Genomic DNA, 6,225 nt, shown 5'->3' on the forward strand with positions numbered 1-6,225 from the left:
CTGGCGCGACGGCGCCACCGAAGGGCGCGTCCGGCGCCGCCCGACGCGCGCACGCTGTGCCCCGCCCTGGCGGCCGATGGCGCGCACACTCTCGGCCGCCTCGCGCAGCGCGGCCCACGACAAGTCGTCGGAGTAGGCAAATGCCGTCTTGTCGCCGCTGACGGCGCGCACGCCGACCCCCTGGTCGATACTGAACGACCCGGTCTTGACGATGCCCTCCTCCAGGCTCCAGCCCTCGCTGCGCGTGTACTGGAAGTACAGGTCGGCGTCATCGACACCGGGCGCCATGAGGGCCGACAGCGCGCGGCGCAGATGGGTTTCGTCCAAGCCATAAGGCTCGAGCAACAAAGCGCGCGCCGTGGCCAGGCGCGCTAGGGTGGGTTCGACGGCGATCATGACGGCATTGTAGGCAGCCCCGTCCGACCGTGCACGGGGACACTCCCTCAAGTGGGAATCAGGCGCTTGTGGCGGCCCACCGACAGCATCATGCCAAGGCTGGCTCCCAGCGTGACCATGGCGGTGCCACCGTAGCTCAAAAACGGCAGCGGCACGCCCACCACGGGCAAGATGCCGCTGACCATGCCCATATTGACAAACGCGTAGACCGCCTGCACCAATATCAGCGCTCCCGCCAGCAGGCGCCCAAACAAGGTGGACGCCTCGGCCGCCAGCATCAGCCCGCGCGCGATGAAATAGGTGTACGCCGCCAGCAATATCAGCACCCCGACGAAGCCAAACTCCTCGGCAAACGCCGCGAAGATGAAATCCGTGCTGCGCTCGGGCACGAAGTCCAGGTGCGTCTGCGTCCCCTGCATGAAACCTTTTCCCCACAGGCCGCCCGAGCCAATGGCGATGAGGCCCTGCAGGATGTGAAACCCCTTACCGAGCGGGTCGCGGGTCGGATCCAGCAGCGTGCACACGCGCTGGCGCTGGTATTCGTGCAGCACCACCCAATCGACCCCCGGCGCGCACCACTGGGGCTCCATCACGATCAGCGTGACGATGCCCACGGCCCCCAGCAGCAGCGGCGGCACGATCAGCTTCCAACTCAGCCCGGCCAGATAAATGACGAACAAGCCCGAGGCCGCCACCAACAGCGCCGTGCCCAAATCGGGCTGCTTGAGGATGAGCGCGACGGGCACGGCCAACAAGCCCAGCGCCACCGCGAATTCGCGCGCCTGCAGCCGCCCCTCGCGGCGCTGGAACCACCACGCCAGCATCAGTGGCATCGCGATCTTCATGATCTCGCTGGGCTGGATGGTGATGACGCCCAAGTCGAGCCAGCGCTGCGCCCCCTTGCGCGTGACGCCAAACAGTTCCACGGCCACCAGCAGGACGACACCGGCGGCGTAGGTGGGCACCGCCAGCGCCTGCAGCCGCTGCGGCGGTATCTGCGCGACCGCAAACATGACCACGGCCGCGATGAGCAGGTTGCGCAGGTGGTCGGCGTAGCGCCCGGGGATGTCGTACGCCACCGACCACATCACCCCCTGGCCGATGAGCGCCAGCAGCGCCACGGCGAGTAAAAACCGCCCATCAAAGCCGCGCACCAGCGGCGCCAGACGCGACAGCAGCGGGGGTTTTTGCAGGACGACAGCCATGGGGCATGGATTATGCTGCGCGCCATGGCATCCGCACCAACGCCCCGTCCATCGCTGCCGGCGCTCGCGCCCGTGAGCCATTTGCTGTACTTGCACGGCTTTCGCTCGTCGCCGCGCTCGACCAAGGCGCGCATGGTCGCCGAGCGCGTCGCGCGCGACCACCCGCGCGTGACCTGGTGCTGCCCCCAGTTGCCGCCGTCGCCCGCGGCGGCCTGGGCTTTGATCGAGCGCAGCGTGGCAGACTGGCCCCGGGGCGCGATGGGTGTCATCGGCTCCTCGCTGGGCGGCTTTTACGCCACCCGGCTGGCGGCACTGACCGGCTGCCGCGCGGTGCTGCTCAACCCGGCGGTGGACCCGGCGCGTGACCTGGCTCGGCACATCGGCGAGCACACCGCGTGGCACGACCCACAGGAGCGCTTTTTCTTTCGCCCCGAATACGTGCAGGAGCTGCGCGCGCTGGCAGTGGGTGCCCTGCCCGAGCCGGCGCGCGTGCTGCTGGTGGCCGCCACCGGGGACGAGGTCTTGGACTGGCGCGAGATGGTGGCGCGCTACCCCGGCAGCCCGCAGCGCATCGTGCCCGGCAGCGATCACGCGCTGTCGGACTTCGCGGCGCACCTGGACGCGGTGCTGGCGCACCTGAACCTGGTTTGACACCGCACATGGCCAAGGACAAAACCCTCTATACGTGCAGCGAATGCGGCGGCAGCAGCCCGCGCTGGCTGGGCAAGTGCCCGCACTGCGGTGCCTGGAATACGCTGGTAGAGGCGCTGGCCGAGCCAGCCCCGGGCAAGCACCGCCTCAGCGCCCTACGCCAAGGACTGGCCAGCACCGGCACGCTGGCGCGGCTGGGCGAGATCGAGGCCGCCGACGTGGCGCGCACGCCCACCGGCTTGCCTGAGCTCGACCGGGTGCTGGGCGGCGGCATCGTCGCCGGCGCGGTGGTGCTCATCGGCGGCGACCCCGGCATCGGCAAATCCACGCTGCTGTTGCAGGCGCTGGATGCGCTGCAACGTGCGGGGCTGCCCACGCTGTATGTGACCGGCGAGGAAAGCGGCGCCCAGGTGGCGCTGCGCGCGCGCCGACTGGGCCTTATCGACAGCCAGGTGCCGGTGCTGGCCGAAATCCAGCTCGAGCGCATCGTCGCCACGCTGGAGCGCGAGCGGCCCGCAGTAGCGGTAATCGACTCGATCCAGACCGTCTATACCGAACAGCTCGCCTCGGCACCGGGGTCGGTCGCGCAGGTGCGTGAGTGTGCAGCGCACCTGACGCGACTGGCCAAATCGGGCGGCGACGGGCAGCGCAGCACGACCCTGGTGCTGGTGGGCCACGTGACCAAGGAAGGCGCGCTGGCCGGCCCGCGCGTGCTCGAGCACATGGTCGATACCGTGCTGTACTTCGAAGGCGACACGCACAGCAGCTTCCGTTTGGTGCGTGCGATCAAAAACCGGTTCGGCGCCGTCAACGAGATGGGCGTGTTTGCGATGACCGAGCGCGGCTTGAAAGGCGTGAGCAACCCGAGCGCGCTGTTCCTGAGCCAACATCCCCAGCCGGTACCGGGCAGTTGTGTGCTGGTGACGTTGGAAGGGACGCGACCGCTGCTGGTGGAAATCCAGGCGCTGGTCGACGGCGGGGGCGCCGCGCCGCGGCGGCTGTCCGTGGGGCTGGAGCGCGACCGGCTGGCCATGCTGCTGGCCGTGCTGCACCGCCACGCGGGGCTGGCGTGCGCGGATCAGGATGTGTTCGTCAACGCCGTGGGCGGTGTGCGCATCGCCGAGCCCGCGGCCGACCTGGCGGTGTTGCTGGCCATCCAGTCGTCGCTGCGCGGCCGCGCGCTGCCGACGCGCTTCGTCGCCTTTGGCGAGGTGGGGTTGGCCGGCGAGGTGCGCCCCGCGCCGCGGGGACTGGAGCGGTTGCGCGAGGCGGCCAAGCTGGGCTTTCGCGTCGCGCTGGTGCCGGCGGCCAACCTGCCACGCAAGCCCGACGCCGCCACGCGCGAGGTGCTCGACGCGATGGAGGTGCACCCGATCGGCCGCATCGAGGAAGCGCTCGACATCGTGCGCGCGTGGTGAGGTAAATCATCTCGGGCCGATTTCGGGTATGCTCCGCATCCCGTCGGATGGGTTCCCTCACCCCATCGTCATCGCAAAAAAAAGGACTTCTCATGCACTCGACCCCTATCGCCGCCGGCCAGCGGCCCGGCTGGCTGGGGCTGCCCACGCTGGTGGCCCTCCACATCGTCATCATCATCGCCAGCAACTACCTGGTGCAATTGCCGTTTCAGCTGTTCGGCGTGCACACCACGTGGGGGGCGTTCACCTTCCCGCTCATCTTCGTCATCACCGACCTGACGGTTCGGCTGATCGGCGCACCGGCCGCACGGCGCGTGGTGGCGCGCGTCATGCTGCCGGCACTGGTGGCGTCCTACGTCGTCTCGGTGCTGTTTTTCGAGGGCCGCTTCAACGGCTGGGCGGCGCTCGGCGAGTTCAATGCCTTCGTCTTTCGCATTGCGCTGGCCAGCTTCATCGCCTACGTCGTCGGGCAGCTGGCCGACATCGCCGTGTTTGCCCGCCTGCGCGCGCTGCCACAGTGGTGGATCGCCCCGGCCGCCTCGACCGTGATCGGCAGCCTGCTCGACACGTTCGTCTTTTTCTCGGTCGCGTTCTGGCGCAGCGCCGACCCGTTCATGGCCGAGCACTGGGTCGAAATCGCCTGGGTGGACTACGCCACCAAGCTGGCGTTCAGCCTGCTGGCGCTGCTGCCGCTGTACGGCGCGGCGCTACGTGCGCTGCTGCGCTGGCTGCCCGCGCCACCGCCGCCGGTGCGCACGGCCTGACGGCGCAGGCACCGCGCGGCGTGCCGCAATCGGTGGGCAAGTCGGTACACTGTGGGGCCGCATCGACCCCAACCGGCGCGCCCGCCCGTGTGGCGTGCGCGCCCGCACGAGAGTCCACACGTTGTTTGCCCTGTTTGAAGATGCCGGCAAATTGCTCGCCGGCCGTATCCTGTCATCTGCCGAAGCCTCGCACCAGATCGAGCTGGAGTCGGGCAAGCGGCTCAAGGTCAAGGCCGCCCATGTGCTGCTGACCTTTGCCCAACCCACCCCTGCGGCGCTGCTGGCCGACGCCAGCGCGCTCAGCGGCGATATCGACCTCGACCTGGCGTGGGAATTCGCACCGGAGGCCGATTTCGGCTTCGACGAGCTGGCGCGTGACTACTTCGGTAACGGCGCGACGCTGGCGCAGCAAACCGCCATGCTGTTGCGCCTGCACGAAGCGCCCCACTACTTTCGCCGCGCGGGCAAGGGGCGGTTTCGCAAGGCGCCCGCGGACGTGCTGCAACAAGCGCTCGCCGCCATCGAGCGCAAGAAGGCCCTACAGGCGCAAATCGATGCCTGGGCCGCCGAACTGGCAGCAGGCAGCTGCCCCGAGCCGATCCGCGCGCAGCTCTACCGCATTCTGTTCAAGCCGGACAAAAATGCCCCCGAGTACAAGGCGGTCGTGCACGCCGCGCGCGAGACGCACCTGGCGCCGCTGGCGCTGCTGCAACGCGCCGGGGCCATCACCAGCGCCTACCAGTTCCACTGGCAGCGCTTCCTGCACGAGTTTTTTCCGCGCGGCACGGGATTTCCCGCGCTGCCGGCGCCACCCGCGCCCGACGACCTGCCGTTGGCCGAGGGGGTGGCCGCGTTTTCGATCGACGACTCCAGCACCACCGAAATCGACGACGCCCTGAGTGTGCAGGGGCTGGGCAGCGGCACCGTGACGCTGGGCATCCACATCGCCGCACCGGGCCTGGCGATCACACCCGACAGTGCGCTGGACCGCTTGGCGCGCGAGCGGCTATCCACGGTGTACATGCCGGGGCACAAGATCACCATGCTGCCCGATGAGGTGGTGCGAACCTACACGCTGGAGGCTGGCGCAGCCCGGCCGGCGCTGTCGCTGTATCTGACGCTCGATGAGGCGTCGCTGGAGATCCGCAGTCACCACACGCGCCTCGAGCGCGTGCCGATCGCGCACAACCTGCGCCACGACCAGATCGACGCGGCCATTACCCCGGCGTGGCTGGAAGACCCCAGCGCCCCGGCGGGGGCCCCGGTGCCCGCCGAGGTGGAGGCGCTGCGGCCGACGCTGGCGTTTCTGTGGCGGCTGGCGCAGGCGTGCAAGGCACGGCGCGAGGCGGTCCGCGGTCGGCCCGAGACCTTCACCCGCCCCGACTACACGTTCAAGCTCGACGGTGTCGGCCCCGACGGCCCCACCGGCGAGGAGACGGTCATCATCGGCACGCGCTCGCGTGGCGCCCCGCTCGACTTGATCGTGGCCGAGGCGATGATCCTGGCCAACCAAACCTGGGGCGGCTGGCTGGCCGAGCTGGGTGTACCCGGCATTTACCGCAGCCAGGCGAGCCTGGCGCCCGGCATCAAGGTGCGCATGGGCACCAAGCCGCTGCCGCACGCGGGCATCGGCGTGCCCTGCTACGCATGGAGCACCTCGCCGCTGCGGCGCTACACCGATTTGGTCAACCAGTGGCAGCTCATCGCCTGCGCGCGCCACGGCGCCACCGCCGCACTGGCGGCGCCGTTCAAGCCCAAGGACGCGGCGCTGATGGCCATCATCAGCGCGTT

The 6,225-nt window shown here is 69.5% G+C and carries 6 protein-coding genes; 4 read left to right on the plus strand and 2 right to left on the minus strand.

Annotation, left to right across the window (positions count from 1 at the left end):
• Together Q0716_RS01930 and rodA are read right to left on the minus strand one after the other, a co-directional pair.
• The coding region (locus tag Q0716_RS01930) for a DNA gyrase modulator (RefSeq protein ID WP_299019066.1) at positions 1 to 396 on the minus strand (396 nt) is incomplete at its 3' end.
• Between the two features lie 47 nt (positions 397 to 443).
• A complete protein-coding gene (gene rodA / locus Q0716_RS01935; RefSeq protein WP_299019068.1) occupies positions 444 to 1,601 on the minus strand; it encodes a rod shape-determining protein RodA in 1,158 nt (385 codons plus the stop codon).
• Positions 1,602 to 1,625: 24 nt separating this feature from the next.
• On the opposite strand from rodA, the gene Q0716_RS01940 reads away from it, so the two are divergent.
• The 4 genes from Q0716_RS01940 to Q0716_RS01955 all read left to right on the plus strand — a co-directional run.
• Complete coding sequence (locus Q0716_RS01940; RefSeq protein ID WP_299019070.1) at positions 1,626 to 2,252, plus strand: YqiA/YcfP family alpha/beta fold hydrolase; 627 nt, start codon at positions 1,626 to 1,628, stop codon at positions 2,250 to 2,252.
• An 8-nt stretch (positions 2,253 to 2,260) separates the two neighbouring features.
• The gene (radA, locus tag Q0716_RS01945) at positions 2,261 to 3,670 is read left to right on the plus strand and encodes a DNA repair protein RadA (RefSeq protein ID WP_299019072.1); all 1,410 of its coding nucleotides are present in this window, start codon (positions 2,261 to 2,263) and stop codon (positions 3,668 to 3,670) included.
• Positions 3,671 to 3,762: 92 nt separating this feature from the next.
• Positions 3,763 to 4,434 carry a 7-cyano-7-deazaguanine/7-aminomethyl-7-deazaguanine transporter gene (locus Q0716_RS01950; RefSeq protein ID WP_299019074.1) on the plus strand — a complete coding sequence of 224 codons (672 nt, stop codon included), beginning with the start codon at positions 3,763 to 3,765 and terminating at the stop codon, positions 4,432 to 4,434.
• Positions 4,435 to 4,555: 121 nt separating this feature from the next.
• Positions 4,556 to 6,225: ribonuclease catalytic domain-containing protein (locus Q0716_RS01955; protein ID WP_299019076.1), on the plus strand; the 1,670-nt coding region annotated here is incomplete at its 3' end.

Source organism: uncultured Tepidimonas sp. (assembly GCF_938045175.1).
GTDB lineage: Bacteria > Pseudomonadota > Gammaproteobacteria > Burkholderiales > Burkholderiaceae_C > Tepidimonas.